The organism is Flavonifractor sp. AGMB03687 (genome assembly GCF_017811815.1).
Taxonomy (GTDB): domain Bacteria; phylum Bacillota; class Clostridia; order Oscillospirales; family Oscillospiraceae; genus Flavonifractor.
In genome coordinates, this window is sequence record NZ_JADKZI010000005.1 from 1 (window position 1) to 13,821 (window position 13,821).

At 63.5% G+C, this 13,821-nt stretch carries 9 protein-coding genes; 3 read left to right on the forward strand and 6 right to left on the reverse strand.

What is annotated here, in order from left to right:
• Positions 1-439: 439 nt before the first annotated feature.
• Genes J9789_RS11480 through J9789_RS11490 form a run of 3 tightly spaced genes read right to left on the reverse strand, consistent with a single transcriptional unit; the run spans position 440 to position 4,136 of the window.
• Positions 440-1,510 (reverse strand): GerAB/ArcD/ProY family transporter, encoded by a 1,071-nt coding sequence (locus tag J9789_RS11480; RefSeq protein ID WP_209345523.1) that lies wholly within the window; start codon positions 1,508-1,510, stop codon positions 440-442.
• Between the two features lie 32 nt (positions 1,511-1,542).
• A complete protein-coding gene (locus J9789_RS11485; RefSeq protein WP_209345525.1) occupies positions 1,543-2,622 on the reverse strand; it encodes a Ger(x)C family spore germination C-terminal domain-containing protein in 1,080 nt (359 codons plus the stop codon).
• Positions 2,619-4,136, reverse strand: a complete 1,518-nt coding sequence (locus tag J9789_RS11490) for a spore germination protein (protein ID WP_209345526.1) — start codon at positions 4,134-4,136, stop codon at positions 2,619-2,621. The genes J9789_RS11485 and J9789_RS11490 overlap by 4 nt, the downstream gene beginning before the upstream one ends.
• Positions 4,137-4,423: 287 nt before the next feature.
• Between J9789_RS11490 and J9789_RS11495 the strand changes: the two genes are divergently transcribed.
• The 3 genes from J9789_RS11495 to J9789_RS11505 are packed head-to-tail and all read left to right on the forward strand — an operon-like array spanning position 4,424 to position 7,950.
• Entirely contained in the window at positions 4,424-4,924 is a 501-nt protein-coding gene (locus J9789_RS11495) for an NAD(P)H-dependent oxidoreductase subunit E (protein WP_087187335.1), read from the forward strand.
• A 12-nt stretch (positions 4,925-4,936) separates the two neighbouring features.
• On the forward strand, positions 4,937-6,202 hold the full coding sequence (locus J9789_RS11500; RefSeq protein ID WP_209345528.1) for an NADH-ubiquinone oxidoreductase-F iron-sulfur binding region domain-containing protein: 1,266 nt from the start codon (positions 4,937-4,939) through the stop codon (positions 6,200-6,202).
• A complete protein-coding gene (locus J9789_RS11505) occupies positions 6,199-7,950 on the forward strand; it encodes an NADH-dependent [FeFe] hydrogenase, group A6 (RefSeq protein ID WP_209345530.1) in 1,752 nt (583 codons plus the stop codon). The genes J9789_RS11500 and J9789_RS11505 overlap by 4 nt, the downstream gene beginning before the upstream one ends.
• A 99-nt stretch (positions 7,951-8,049) precedes the next feature.
• On the opposite strand, the gene J9789_RS11510 is transcribed toward J9789_RS11505, so the two are convergent.
• From J9789_RS11510 to J9789_RS11520, 3 genes are all read right to left on the reverse strand, one after another.
• A complete protein-coding gene (locus J9789_RS11510; RefSeq protein ID WP_209345532.1) occupies positions 8,050-8,982 on the reverse strand; it encodes a phosphate acyltransferase in 933 nt (310 codons plus the stop codon).
• A gap of 179 nt (positions 8,983-9,161) precedes the next feature.
• Positions 9,162-10,547 (reverse strand): TrpB-like pyridoxal phosphate-dependent enzyme, encoded by a 1,386-nt coding sequence (locus tag J9789_RS11515; RefSeq protein WP_209345552.1) that lies wholly within the window; start codon positions 10,545-10,547, stop codon positions 9,162-9,164.
• A gap of 535 nt (positions 10,548-11,082) precedes the next feature.
• Positions 11,083-13,713 carry a cation-translocating P-type ATPase gene (locus tag J9789_RS11520; RefSeq protein WP_209345554.1) on the reverse strand — a complete coding sequence of 877 codons (2,631 nt, stop codon included), beginning with the start codon at positions 13,711-13,713 and terminating at the stop codon, positions 11,083-11,085.
• Positions 13,714-13,821: the final 108 nt, after the last annotated feature.

Genomic DNA, 13,821 nt, shown 5'->3' on the forward strand with positions numbered 1-13,821 from the left:
CTTTCACGTTGTTTAATTTACAAGGTACACGCTCCGTTCAGCCGATCGGCTGACGTGCTATTTATTTTAGCACTTCCGGATTCGTTTGTCAAGAACTTTTTTCAAGTTTTTCGGAGCTTTTTCACTCGAAATCCTTGATTTCAGTCCTTTTTAAACTCGTTCAGGCCTCTCAGCTCGAACTTGTTCATTTTATCACGCACACTCGCGATTGTCAAGCACTTTTTTCTAATCTTTTTCGTGAGGCCGTCCGGCGTTCCGCTCGGTTTCTCCCAATTTTGATCAGATTTTCATGCCCTCTCGCAAGGCGCTCAGATAGAATACCACTCAGGGTCCCATTTGTCAACACCTTTTTTCGGTTTTCCTTCGACTTTTTTCTCTCCCCGGAAAACACCCCAGATACGGTGGTTCTTTCCTCCATATTCCTACAAGATATCCCCTCCTATCCCTTTCCTCTGCACCATTTGACCGCGGCCAGCAAAAGCGGCACCCCAAATCCCATGAGAATCCCGCCCCACAGGGCAGGTCCCTCCAGGGCCCAGTCCAAAGAAAAGGCGTCGGGAAAGAGCCAGATTGCCCCTGCCGCTGCCGCCAAAATCACCGGAAGCACGGCGGTCCGCCGCTCCTTGCATGCAAAGGTGCTCTGCGCCAGCTGGGAGCAGGCGCAGGCCAGCAGAGACAGCAGGGCCAGGTCGGCCAGCACCCACAGGGCAATGATCACCGACTCCATCCGCTGAAAGGTACCCTCAAAGCCGATCCCTTTTACCATCATAAAGAAAGGAATATCCATGCGCTGGGTCAGATCTGGTCCGAAATTGCCCAGGCACACCACCTGCAGGGCAGTCAGAGTCAGGCACAGCCCTACCGCCCAGCGCAGCACCTTTCCCCTGCCCCCTTCCTCAGGCACCACGTGCCCGCCCAGGCAGGCGGCAAAGATCCCATAGCCCAGCAGGCCCAGCACAGGCAGAGTGGCAGCGCCCAGGCCGGGCAGATCCTCCACCCACACCGGCAGCAGGTTGACCGAATCGATCTGAAAAGCCCCCAGCACCAGAGAGAGGGCCAGTCCGGCGGCCAGGGCCAGGAAAAACACCTCCCCCGCTCGGGCCAAAGCCCGCACCGGCTTACGCACCAGCCAGAAGGCCACTCCCAGCAGGGTGAGCAAAAAGAGGAGCATAGGGGCATTGCGGTAGCTGATGGTGAGAAAGCGCAGAGCCACCTGCCTGGCATTGGCCGCCAGCAGCCACAGCCCCCATAGCAGATAGAGCAGGCACAGCCCCCGGCCCAGCACAGGCCCCAGCACCTCCAGGGCCGTTCCCGGCAGTCCATCCCGGAAGAGCCGGCACAGCAGCCAGCACAGCCCCAGCAGCAGAGGCAGGGCTACCAGCGTAGCCAGCCAGCCCCCCACCCCCGCTCGCCGGGCGGTCAGGCCGGGCAGCACCTGGATGGCCGGGGACAGCAGGGCGGCAAAGGTCAGGGTCAGCAGCTGCCGCAGGGAAATGCGGTCGTCGGGCATGGTGTCACCTCCTACTATTATATATAGTATCGTTACCCGTCGGCGTGGTAGCTCCGCTGGATCACCACCTGGGCGGATGCCTCCAGGGTCAGCCCCTCCATAGAGCTGGTGCCCAGCAGCACCTCCTTCCGCCAGGGCTTTCGGAAGGCGGCGGAGTGGCGCAGGCCCAGATAGTCGGCGTCCAGGGCCCGGGACAGCTCCAGAGCCTGGGCCATGCGGTCGGCCTCCGTCCTGGCCAGTTCCTCCTCCAGGGCGGTGAGGGTGGCCTCGTCGGGCATGGCGCTCCCCTCCGCCAGATTGGCGTCCACCTTACAGTGGACCCGGAAGCCGGTGAGGGTATCTCCGTCCCACACCGGCCGTACCGAGGTGGCGGCGCCCACCACCCGCAGAACGGCAGTGGTGCCGTCGGGGGCCTCCACCTCCACCACATCGGCGTCCACCTTACCAAAGATGAGGTTGACCCCCAGGGCGGCATCCCCCTCCGCCCAGCCTACCAGCACCCCGTCCTTCAGGATGCCGTAGCCGGCGGCGGTCAGTCCGTCGTCCGCCAGCACCGCCGGAACAAAGGAGGCCGACTGCCGGTCCAGCTCGGCCAGCACGTCCTTTACCGTCCGGGGCATGGAGTTGGCGGTGAGGGCCGCATCGGCAGCCAGCGCCTCCAGCCGGTCGGTGGCGGAGCCGTCATCGGCGGCGGCTTCAATGGCCTGCTCCGCCGTGCCCCCCCGCACCAGGTAGACGGCGGTCTCCAGCCGCATCTCCACGTCCCGCAGCACATAGTCCAGGGAGGGGATCACCCCTCGTTTGGCCAAGCCCTCCCCCAGCAGCAGCTGGGTGACGTGGCCGAAATAGAGGTAGGAGGACCCCTCCCCCTGGAGCTCCAGCACGGCGGCGCTGATGGCTCCCGCCTGGCCGGACACCACCTCGGTCTCCTCCTGGGAGGTGCCGCCGGAGGCGGTGACCACCACCCCGGCCTCCCCGGCGTCGTCCACCCCCAGGGTGCGCATCAGCTCCATGTCCTCGATCTCCCGGGCATAGGGCAGAACGCCGGAGTACCGGCGGCAGCCGGTAAGCAGAAGCATGAGGAGCAGCACCAACAGAACTGTTCTTTTCAACGCTGCTTCCTCCTATTCCTGGGTTTCAGGGCGGCGGGCCGGTCCTTGATCTGGGGCATGGGCCGCCGCAGCAGCACATGCTCCCGGGGATTGCGGCCGGTCCCCACCGCAAAGGGGGTGAGATAGGGCACCCCAAAGCTCTCGATCCCCGCCAGATGGACGATCAGCACCGCCGCCCCCACCACAGTGCCGAAGAGCCCCGCGGCGCTGGACAGCAGCACCAGCACAAACCGCCAGATCCGCAGAGCGCCCCCCAGCTCCTGGGAGGGCATGGTGTAGCCCGCGATACCCGCCACTGCCACCACGATGAGCACCGCCGGGGAGACGATCTTGGCCTCCACCGCCGCAGAGCCCACCACCAGGCCGCCGATAATGGACACGGTCTGGCCAATGGACTGGGGCAGCCGCAGGCCTGCCTCCTGCAGGATCTCAAAGGCAATGAGCAAAACGATGACCTCAAAGGCAGAGCGGAAAGGCACATTCTGCTTGGCGGCAATGATGGACAGGGCCAGCCGGGTGGGGATCATCTCCTGGTGGAAGGTGACCATGGCGATATAGAGGGCGGGCAGCAGCAGGGTGGTGAGCATACAGAAGTAGCGCAGCACCGTCAGCACGGTGGCCAGCAGCCAGTTGGAGGACTTGTCCTGGGGGGCCTGCAAAAAGTTGCCCAGCACCGCCGGGGCCAGATAGCCCAGGGGGATGCCGTCGATGAGGATGCCCACCCGCCCCTGGGCCAGTCCGGCGCAGAACCGGTCGGACCGTTCTGTATACTGGATCAGGGGGAAGGGGGTGCGCTCCGCCGGGACGATATACTCCTCAATGGCCCCGGTAGAAAAGACCCCGTCGATGTCGATGTCCCGCAGCTGGGCGGCCACCTGCTCTACCAGATGGGGGTTGGTGATCCCTTCTATATATAGGAGGTCCACCAGGGTGGCCGACTGCCGGCCCACGATCTGCTCCTGAATGCGCAGCTCCGGGGCCTTCAGGTGGCGGCGGACGATGCTGGTGTTGGTGCGCAGACTCTCCACAAAGGCATCCTTGGACCCCTTAAGCACCGTCTCATTGTCGGGGGCGGAGATAGATCGCTTCTCCTCGGTGCCGGTAAAGCAGGACAGCACCGTGGTTTCCCCGGGAAACATCAGCACGCACCACCCGGCCACCAGGTCAAAGACCACCTGATCCAGGCTGTCCCTGGCCTCGATGGTCAGGTTGTACAGGGCTCCCTGGCGCATCCGCTCCATCATGGGCACCGCTCCGGCGCACCGGGCCAGCTCCGGGTCCTGGGCCATGGGCCGCAGCAGGTAGTCGCTCACCCGCTCCATCCGCACCATGCCGCTGAGATAGACCAGGGTCACCGACCGCTCCGGGTCCTCCCCCACCCACACCGTCCGGCGCACAAAATCCACACAATCCCGGAAAATCTCTTCCAGCCGGGCCAGGGTGATGGGCCCCGGATAGCGGGGCTCCTGCCGGGGGTGGGGATGGGTCTGTCCGCCGGGTGGGTAGTGGGCCATGTCGCGTCCTCCTCTGCTCCGATATGTACGTCTAAAAATTACTTTTTGTCCGTAGTTTCGGCAAGAAACCCCCTATTTTTGAGGTTTTCTGGTGTAATTTGACCAATCGAACTTTCTTAGCCTGCCCTGTTTTAGCCGCATTATACAAAAATAAAGGAAACTGTTGCAATTTTCCAAAAGACTTGATATACTTGAAAAACTCCCCGGTTTACCTGGTAAACTAGTCACCTTTTGGTAAGTAACCCACCGCTCCGGTGGAGCAATTCTAACAAAGAGGAGGAGCCCCTATGAAGCCCTTTACCCAAGCCGCCGACGTTCTAGACAAGGAGCTGGCGGACAAGATCGACGGCATCATCTCCGCCCACAACGGGGACGCCACCCAGCTGGTGGGTATCCTGCTGGACGTGGAGGCCGCTGTGGAGCGGCACTACATCCCCGAGTCCGCCGCCTACTATGTGGCCGAGAAGCTGGGCGTGAAGCCCACTCAGGTCTACGACGTCATCTCCTTCTACACTGCCCTCCACTCCAAGCCCCGGGCCAAGTTCACCCTGGAAGTGTGCAACTCCGCCCCCTGCCGTGTGAAGGACAGCGACACCCTGGTGGAGACCCTGAAGCGTCTTCTCAACCTGGAGGTGGGCGAGGTCACTTATGACGGCCGCTTCTCCATCGAAAAAGTCCCCTGCTTCGGGGCCTGCGACGTGTCCCCCGCCGTGCGGGTCAACGGCGTGGTGTACGGCCATCTGGACAGCGAGGAGCGTATCCTGGATATGCTCCAGCAGCTCAATTAAGGGGGTGCCGGTATGAGCAAGAAAGTCTGTTTTATCACCCGTAACTTCGGCAAGTACGATCCGGACAGCCTGAAGAGCTACGAGTCCATCGGCGGTTTCACCGCCCTGCGCAAGGCCCTGACCATGGACGGCAATGACATTGCCGACGTGCTGGCCGCCAACGGCGTTCAGGGCCGCGGCGGCGCCGCCTACGATATGGGTAAGAAGTGGCGCCAGGCCCGCGAGGTCAAGGGCGAGCACAAGTGCGTGGTGTGCAACGCCGACGAGGGCGAGCCCGGCACCTTCAAGGACCGGGAGCTGCTGACCAACGATCCCTACCAGCTGCTGGAGGGTATGATCATCGCCGGCTGGTCCGTGGGTGCCGACAACGGCTACATCTACATGCGTGAGGAGTACTCCCACCTGCGTCCCCGCCTGCTGTCCGCCATCGCCCAGTGCGAGGAGGCCGGCTACCTGGGCGACAACATCCTGGGCTCCGGTCTGAACTACCGCATCCACCTCTACTCCGGCGCCGGCGCCTACGTCTGCGGCGAGGGCTCCGCCCTGGCCGAGTCGGTGGAGGGCAAGGCGGGCCGTCCCCGTATGAAGCCCCCCTTCATCAAGCAGTGCGGCGTGTTCCACCTGCCCACCTGCGTCAACAACGTAGAGTCCCTGTCCCTGGTGGCTCCCCTGCTGCTGGACGACGAGGGCTACTACAAGAGCCAGGGCACCGAGGACTGCCCCGGCACCAAGATGATCTCGGTCTCCGGCAACGTCAAGAACCCCGGCGTCTTTGAGGTCCCCTTCGGCATCACCATCCGGGAGATCATCTACGATCTGGCCGGCGGTATGGAGAACCCCGAGTATCCCCTGCGCCTGGTGCAGCTGGGCGGCGCTTCCGGCCGCATCTGCTCCCCCGCACAGCTGGACACCCCCTACACCTACAAGGGCATGCGGCAGGCCGACCTGACCGCCATCGGCTCCGGCGCGGTGCTGGTGGTGGACGAGCGCACCAGCGTCATCGGCTTCCTGCGCATGACCCAGGAGTTCTTCTCCCACGAGAGCTGCGGCCAGTGCACCCCCTGCCGGGAGGGCAACCGCCACATCGCCGTGCTGCTGGATAAGGTGGCCGCCGGCGAGCACACCCAGAAGGATGTGGACACCCTGAAGAAGTTCGCCGACATCATGTCCTGCGCTTCCCTGTGCGGCCTGGGCGAGACGGCTCAATCCGCCCTGCTGTCCGCCATGAAGCGCTTCCCTGAAGTCTTTGCCGTCAAAGAGGAGGTCGCGGTCCGATGAGCAATACGGTACATCTTACCATCAATCATATGCCGCTGGAGGTGCCCGCCGGCACCCGCATCATCGAGGCGGCCAAGATGCTGAACATTGACATCCCCCACCTGTGCTACCATCCGGATCAGACCATCAAGGCCCACTGCCGGATGTGCATGGTGGAGGTCACCGGCCAGCGCAAGCTGCTGGCCGCCTGCTCCACCGTGGTGTGGGAGGGCATGGAGGTCTTTACCGACACCAAGAAGGTGTACGACGCTCAGGTGGGCGTGCTGGACCTGATCCTGGCCGACCACAAGCAGAACTGCCTGTCCTGCGCCCGCAACGGCAACTGCGAACTGCAGAAGCTGTGCCGCCGGTTCAACCGTCTGCTGCCCGAGCTGCCCGACATCTCCTCCAACGAGCCCCTGCGCATCGACAATCCCTCCATCGTGCGGGACCCCTCCAAGTGCGTCAAGTGCGGCCGCTGCGTGAAGGTGTGCGCCGAGGTCCAGGGCTGCGCCGCCCTCACCGCCTCCAACCGCTCCGGCGACTTCAAGATCACCACCGCCTTTGACCTGCCCATGGACCAGACCGACTGCGTCCTGTGCGGCCAGTGCTCCCTGGTGTGCCCTGTGGGCGCCATCGTGGAGGTGGACAACACCAACGACGTGGTACGCGCCATTCAGGATCCCCGCAAGCACGTGGTGGTCCAGGTGGCTCCCTCCGTCCGCGTGGGCCTGGGCGACGAGTTCGGCCTGGAGCCCGGCGCCATCGTCACCGGCAAGATGGTCACCGCCCTGAAGATGATGGGCTTTGATAAGGTGTTCGACACCAACTTCACCGCCGACCTGACCATCATGGAGGAAGGCAGCGAGCTGCTGGACCGCATCAAGAACGGCGGCAAGCTGCCCATGATCACCTCCTGCTCCCCCGGCTGGGTCACCTACATGGAGAAGCATCACCCCGAGCTGTGCGACAACCTGTCCACCGCCAAGAGCCCCCAGGGCATGTTCGGCGCCGTGGTCAAGACCTATTATGCCCAGAAGATGGGCTGGGATCCCCACGACATCGTGTCCGTCTCCGTCATGCCCTGTACCGCCAAGAAGTACGAGGCTTCCCGTCCTGAGCTGGGCCGGGACGGCTACCGGGATGTGGACTACGTCCTCACCACCCGCGAGCTGGCCAAGCTGATCCGCTACGAGGGCCTGGACCTGTCCGTCCTGCCTGAGAGCGAGTTCGACTCCCCCCTGGGCATCGGCTCCGGCGCCGGCGCCATCTTCGGCGCCACCGGCGGCGTCATGGAGGCCGCCCTGCGCACTGCCTATGAGGTGTACACCGGCCAGACCCTGCCCCGCCTGGAATTTGAGGCGGTTCGCAACGACGTCAACGCCATCAAGGAGGCCACCATTGACCTCAACGGCACCCCGCTGAAGGTGGCCATCGCCAACGGCCTGAAGAATGCCGAGGAGATCATCCGCCGTGTGGAGAGCGGCGAGGCCGACTACATCTTCATCGAGATCATGGCCTGCCCCGGCGGCTGCATCGGCGGCGGCGGTCAGCCCATCGGCACCAACAACGCCGTCCGGGACGCCCGCATCAAGGCCCTGTATGAGCTGGACAAGAGCCTGCCTCTGCGCAAAAGCCATGAGAATCCGGAGATCAAGACCATCTATGAGGAGTTCTTCGGTGCGCCTCTGTCCCACCGCTCTCACGAGCTGCTCCACACCCACTATCACGCCCGTCCCAAAAAGCACGACTTCTCCCATCTGAAGTAAGACAGACAGGGGCCGCCCGAATGGGCGGCCCCTGTTTTTTTTGCACGCATAAAAAAGGCCGGCGCTGACGCGCCGGCTTTTTTGTTCATTTGATTCGTCTTAGCCGTTCTGCTGGGTCTTGCGCCACTCGTTGAGGACGGCGCAGAACACCAGGGAGAGGAAGCTCTCCTCCGCCTTGGCGGAACGGGAGGTCAGGGCGATGGGCACCTTGGCACCCACCACGGCGCCGCAGGTAACCGCGTGAGCGTGGATGAGCCAGCTCTTCACCAGGGTGTTGGCGGCGATCAGGTCCTGAGCGATGATGCCGTCGAAGCCGCCGCCCGCCCAGGGGCAGTCGTAGTTCTTCAGCCGGCAGGCCTCCTTGGAGATGATGAGGTCGTAGGCAATGGGGCCCCACAGCTCGCAGTCGGCGAAGGGGTGCTGCTTCTGCTCGCTCACCAGGCGCTGGGCCTCGATGGTGTCAGGCATATGGAAGTTGACGTTCTCCACCAGAGCCATCAGAGCCAGCTTGGGGTTCTCGTAGCCGAAGGCCTTCAGGGCGTCGGCGGTGTTCTTGATGATGGCCTTCTTCTGGGTGGGGTTGGGGTTGACGATGATGGTCATGTCGGACAGAGCCAGCAGCTTGGGATACTCAGGGATGGAAGCCAGAGACACGTGGCTCATGAGCCGCTCGGTACGCAGGCCGTTCTTCTTGTCCAGCACGGGCATCAGGAAGTCACGGGTAGGCATGTTGCCGCGCATGAGGATATCGCCGTCACCGCAGTGGATCACGTCGATGGCCGCCTGGGTCACATTGTGGCCGGGAGCGGTATCCACCATGGTGTAGGGCTCCTTGTCCAGGCCCAGCTTCTCCAGCTGCACCATGGTACGGGCACGGTCACCCACCAGCACGGGCTGCACAAAGCCCTCCTTCTGGGCCTGGAACAGACCCTGGAGCATGTTCTCGCCGTCAGAACCGGCCAGCACCACACGCAGAGGGGCATTCAGTTTGGGAACACGCTTGATGATATCGTCGAAATTTTTAATTTCCATGGGATGATCCCTCACCTTTCCGATAAATGCCGCGCAGCGGCCTTTGCTCTATCATTATACCGGATAGTTTCGGAGAATACAAGGCATTTCCATGGGATTTGGAAGGAAATCCCCGGCTTTTCTCTCCCCTCAAGCCCCAAAAACCGCCGGCCGCCCAAAGGCGGCCGGCGGCGGCAGGCTTAGATGCCCTGGTTCTGGGGGATGTCGGGCAGGGAGTCAAAGCCCTTCTGCAGATCCTCGTCGGTGGGGATATAGTCGGTCATCTGACCGGTGAGGTAGTTCTGGTAGGCAGTCATATCAAAGTAGCCGGTGCCGGTGAGGCCAAAAAGGATGGTCTTGGCCTCGCCGCTCTCCTTGCACTTGAGAGCCTCGTCAATGGCGCCCTTGATGGCGTGGGCGGACTCGGGAGCGGGCAGGATGGTCTCCTGCTTGGCAAAGAGCACCGCCGCCTCAAAGACCTTGGTCTGCTCGTAGGCCACCGCCTCCATATACCCGTCGTGGTACAGCTTGGAGAGGACGGGGCTCATGCCGTGGTAGCGCAGGCCGCCGGCATGGTTGGCGGAGGGGATGAAGCCGCAGCCCAGGGTGTACATCCGGGCCATGGGGGTCACCTTGCCGGTGTCACAGAAGTCATAGGCGTACTTGCCTCTGGTAAGGGAGGGACAGGAGGCGGGCTCCACCGCCACGATGCGGGGGTTCTTCACACCCTTCAGCTTGTCGGCCATGAAGGGGGCGATGAGGCCGCCCAGGTTGGAGCCGCCGCCGGCGCAGCCCACCATCACGTCGGGGTACTCCCCCAGCTGCTCCATGGCCAACTTGGACTCCAGGCCGATGATGGACTGGTGGAGGAGCACCTGGTTGAGCACACTGCCCAGCACATACCGCTTGGTTCCGCCGCTGTTGAGGGCGGCCTCCACTGCCTCGGAGATGGCGCAGCCCAGGGAGCCGGTGGTGCCGGGATTGTCCGCCAGGATCTTGCGGCCCACTTCGGTGAGGTTGGAGGGGGACGGGGTAACGTCGGCGTCAAACACCCCCATCACCGCCTTGCGGAAGGGCTTCTGCTCGTAGGAGCACTTCACCATAAACACGTCGCAGGTCAGCCCAAAGTAGGAACAGGCCTCGCTGAGGGCAGTGCCCCACTGGCCGGCACCCGTCTCGGTGGTGACGCCGGTGAGGCCCTGCTGCTTGGCGTAGTAGGCCTGGGCCACAGCGGAGTTGAGCTTGTGGGAGCCGGAGGTGTTGTTGCCCTCAAACTTGTAATAGATCTTGGCGGGGGTGCCCAGGGCCTTTTCCAGGTTGTAGGCCCGGATCAGGGGCGAGGGCCGGTACATCTTGTAGACCTCCTGGATCTCCTCCGGGATGTCGATGTATTCGGTGGTGCCGTCCAGCTCCTGGCGGGCCAGCTCGGTGCAGAAAATGGGGGCCAGATCGTCCACCCCCAAGGGCTGGAGAGTGCCGGGGTGAAGCATGGGGTCGGGCTGCTCTGCCATGGCGGAGCGCAGGTTGAACCAACGCTGAGGCATCTGGTCTTCGGTGAGGTACAGGCGGTGAGGGATCTTAGTCATGTTCATGCACTCCTTCAAGTTTGGTTTTGCGGGAGAGGGCATGAAACTTCATGCGCATACAGTACAGCGTCATGATCGGCCAGATTGACGGCGCATGAAGTTTTGCGCATATGGGCCGTCCCGGCCCATGCGCTTTAAATTCTATGGCCGTGCCGCCAGAGGCGGCACCTGGCCGTTTTTTGCTATGCTTTTGCATAGCAAAAACGCCCTCGTCCCAAAGATTCTCTGGGACAAAGGCGTAATAAAAACCTCTGCGGTGCCACCCGGATTGACGCATGTAAACATGCGCCCGCTCACTTTCGCGTGCCTGCCAGCACACGCTCCCCTGATAACGGGTGGAGTCCCCGTCGCGCTACTCGGTCACCCTTTCGCTATGCCCTCAAAAGTCCATTCACCCGGACGCCGCCTGCCGCGATCCCACCACCCGCAGCTCTCTGTGAGGCCTTGATACCGGACTACTCCTCTTTCTCATCGGTTTATCGATTTAGTTTGGCATAGTATACCGCCCCGTCTGGTCTTTGTCAAGGGGTAATTTTTATTTTTTCAGGGCCGCCTTGGGGGTACTCACCCGCTTGCCCGGCTTATGGCTGCGGCGGAAGGCCTTGGTGATCTCGCACACCACCACCGGAGTCAAAGCCAGACCGGCCACCACCCCCCAGGCCCGGGGAGACAGGGGCACAGTGGAAAACACCGTCTGGAGGGGGGGCACCAACAGCACCCCCAGCTGCATGGCGATGCCGATGAGGAAGGCTTTATTCATGGCCGGGTTGGAGGTCACCCCCAGCTTGAAGATGGAGGCCTCCTCGCTGCGGGCGTCAAAGGCGTGGAAGAGCTGGCACAAGGTGAGGGTGGCGAAGGCCATGGTGTTGCCCGCGGCCAGGGAGCAGCCGGGCAGCACCCAGGCTCCCAGCACGTAAGCCGCCAGGGTGAGCAGCCCCACCATTACCCCCTGCCAGGCCAGCCGGAGAGCAAAGCCGTGGGCAAAGAGGGACTCCCCCGCCTGCCGGGGCGGCTGGTCCATTACCCCCGGCTCCACTGGCTCCACCCCCAGAGCCAGGGCGGGCAGGGAGTCAGTGACCAGGTTGAGCCACAGCAGCTGCACCGGGGCCAGAGGCATCTCCGGGAAGCGGAGCAGGGTGGCCAGGGCGATGGTCAAAATCTCCCCGATGTTGCAGGAGAGCAGGTAGTGGATGGCCTTCTTGATGTTGGCATAGATCCCTCTCCCCTCCTCCACCGCCGCGACGATGGTAGCAAAGTTGTCGTCGGTGAGGATCATGTCGGCGGCTCCCCGGGCCACGTCGGTGCCGCTCTTGCCCATGGCGCAGCCAATGTCGGCGGCCTTGAGGGCGGGGGCGTCATTGGTGCCGTCGCCGGTCATGGCCACCACCTTCCCTCTGGCCTGCCAGGCCTTTACAATCCGTAATTTGTGCTCTGGAGATACCCGGGCGTATACAGCGAATTTGTCCACTTCCTCCTCCAGGGCCTGCTGGGGCAGGAAGTCCAGGTCCTCGCCGGTGAGGGCCCGATCCCCCTCTCGGCAGATGCCCAGTTCCCTTGCCACCGCCACGGCGGTGAGTTTGTGGTCGCCGGTAATCATCACCGGCCGCACCCCCGCCCGGTAGCACTGGTCCACCGCCCGTTTTACCTCCGGCCGGGGCGGGTCCATCATGCCCAGCAGGCCCACGAAGGTGAGGCCCCGCTCCAGGGTGTCGCTGTCCAGGCTGCGGGGCAGCAGTTCCACATCCTTATAGGCCACCCCCAGCACCCGCAAAGCCTTGCCCGCCATGGCCTCATTCCGGGCGGTGATCCGCCGCAGGGCGCTCTCCTCCACCCGGCACCGCCGGGCCAGCACGTCGGGGGCTCCTTTCACCATCACCCGGTATCCGCCTCCCGGCTTACTATGTACCGTCGTCATAAGTTTTCGTTCCGAATCAAAGGGAATTTCCCCTTTTCTGGGCCACTCCTCCCCCAATTGGTTGCGGTCCAACCCCGCCTTGGCCGCCACCTCCACCAGGGCGGCCTCGGTGGGATCGCCGGTGCAAACCGGGGTTTTCCCCTTCCAGCTCAGCTCGGCGTCGCCGCACAGGGTGCCGATGGTAAGGGCCAGATCCCGCTCCCCCTGCCGGATTGTCCAGATGTCCACCACGGTCATTTTATTTTGGGTCAGGGTGCCCGTTTTATCGGAGCACACCACCCCGGCACACCCCAGAGTTTCCACCGCGGGCAGCTTTTTGACGATGGCCCGCCGCTTGGCCATGCGGCTCACCCCCAGGGCCAGCACGATGGAGATGATGGCGGGCAGGCCCTCCGGGATGGCGGCCACCGCCAGAGACACAGCCGTGAGGAACATTTCCAGCAAATTGCGCCCCTGGAGCAGCCCCACCCCAAACATCACCGCGCACACGCACAGACACAGGAAGGACAGGGTCTTGGAAATCTCCCCCATCTTCTTCTGTAAAGGCGTTTCGCTTTCCACCTTATCCATCAACATTCCGGCGATGTGGCCCACCTCGGTGTCCATGCCGGTGGCGGTGACCAGGCAGGTGGCCCGGCCCCGGGTGACCACCGTGGCCGAGAGGAGCAGGTTGCGCCGCTCTGCCAAGGGGGTGTCGGCGGGCAGGGGGCCCAGGGCGCCCTTGTTCACCGGCGCGGACTCGCCGGTCATGGCGGACTCGTCGGCCTGGAGACCGGCCGCCTCCAGGATGCGGCAGTCGGCAGGCACCAGATCTCCCGCCTCCAGGCGGATCACGTCGCCGGGCACCAGCTTTTCCGCCTCCACCCGTACCAGGGTTCCGTCCCGCAGGGCGTGGGCCGCCGGGGCGGACATCTGGCTCAATGCCTCCAGGGCCTTGCGGGCGCTGTCCTCCTGGGACAGGGAGATGATGGCGTTGACCGCCACGATGCCCAGAATGATGGCGGCGTCCAGCCAGTCCTCTCCCCCGCTGGCCCACAGGGACAGGGCGGCGGCCACCAGCAGCACCAGGATCATGGGGTCCTTCAGCTGGCCCAGCAGCCGGGCCGGGAAGGACTTGTCCTTCTTGTGGGCCAGCTTGTTGGGCCCGTGGGCCACCAGCCGCCGGGCGGCCTCCGCCCCCGTCAGGCCTCCCGCCCCGCTTCTCAATTCCTCCAGCGCCTGCTTGGTGCTGCATGCATGCCATTGTGTCATGGTGACCGCTCCTTGCTTTTCTGTTTCCAGCTTTTGGATACAGTATAGCAGGCCTGTCCCCCGGATTTGGGGGAAAGCTGGCGGGGCGCAAAAAACCGGCCTCCCCGC

Bases quoted from the DNA above. Each gene is read 5' to 3' on its own strand.
- J9789_RS11480 (WP_209345523.1), bottom strand. From the start codon at position 1,510: ATGCCCGACGACCGCATTTCCCTGCGGCAGCTGCTGACCCTGACCTTT.
- J9789_RS11490 (WP_209345526.1), bottom strand. From the start codon at position 4,136: ATGGCCCACTACCCACCCGGCGGACAGACCCATCCCCACCCCCGGCAG.
- J9789_RS11495 (WP_087187335.1), top strand. From the start codon at position 4,424: ATGAAGCCCTTTACCCAAGCCGCCGACGTTCTAGACAAGGAGCTGGCG.
- J9789_RS11500 (WP_209345528.1), top strand. From the start codon at position 4,937: ATGAGCAAGAAAGTCTGTTTTATCACCCGTAACTTCGGCAAGTACGAT.
- J9789_RS11505 (WP_209345530.1), top strand. From the start codon at position 6,199: ATGAGCAATACGGTACATCTTACCATCAATCATATGCCGCTGGAGGTG.
- J9789_RS11510 (WP_209345532.1), bottom strand. From the start codon at position 8,982: ATGGAAATTAAAAATTTCGACGATATCATCAAGCGTGTTCCCAAACTG.
- J9789_RS11515 (WP_209345552.1), bottom strand. From the start codon at position 10,547: ATGACTAAGATCCCTCACCGCCTGTACCTCACCGAAGACCAGATGCCT.
- J9789_RS11520 (WP_209345554.1), bottom strand. From the start codon at position 13,713: ATGACACAATGGCATGCATGCAGCACCAAGCAGGCGCTGGAGGAATTG.